The 439-nt window shown below is 46.9% G+C and carries 1 protein-coding gene; it reads left to right on the forward strand.

Annotated features, from left to right (window positions below):
- Positions 1-339: mandelate racemase/muconate lactonizing enzyme family protein (locus tag NE664_14175; GenBank protein ID MCQ4727782.1), on the forward strand; the 339-nt coding region annotated here is incomplete at its 5' end.
- Between the last annotated feature and the right edge of the window lie 100 nt (positions 340-439).

The raw sequence follows: 439 nt of genomic DNA on the forward strand, positions 1-439 counted from the left end.
GGCGATATGTGCGATAAATATGGAGTTGCCATGGCAATCCATATGGCGGAAAGCCCGATTGGCTGTATGGCGGCAGTTCACTGTGCTGCTGCGGTACGTAATGTAATGGCGATAGAGTTCCATTCCATAGATATACCATGGTGGAACGATCTTGCAAAAGGAATTGCCAATCCGCTGTTCCAGGATGGATTTATTGAAGTTCCGGACAAACCAGGACTTGGAATTGATGAGCTAAACGAGGAATTGATTGCAGAGCATCTTCACAGGAAATACACTGGACAATGGGAATCTACAGATCAATGGGATCATGAATGGGCCAATGACCGGGAATGGAGTTGATAATATGTTTGATTTAACTGGAAAAACAGCATTGGTTACCGGTTCCACCCAGGGGATCGGATATGCCATTGCCTCCTGTTTGGCAGCACATGGCGCTGCG

It is taken from the genome of Anaerotignum faecicola, from assembly GCA_024460105.1.
In the GTDB taxonomy this organism is placed as follows: Bacteria; Bacillota; Clostridia; order Lachnospirales; family Anaerotignaceae; genus JANFXS01.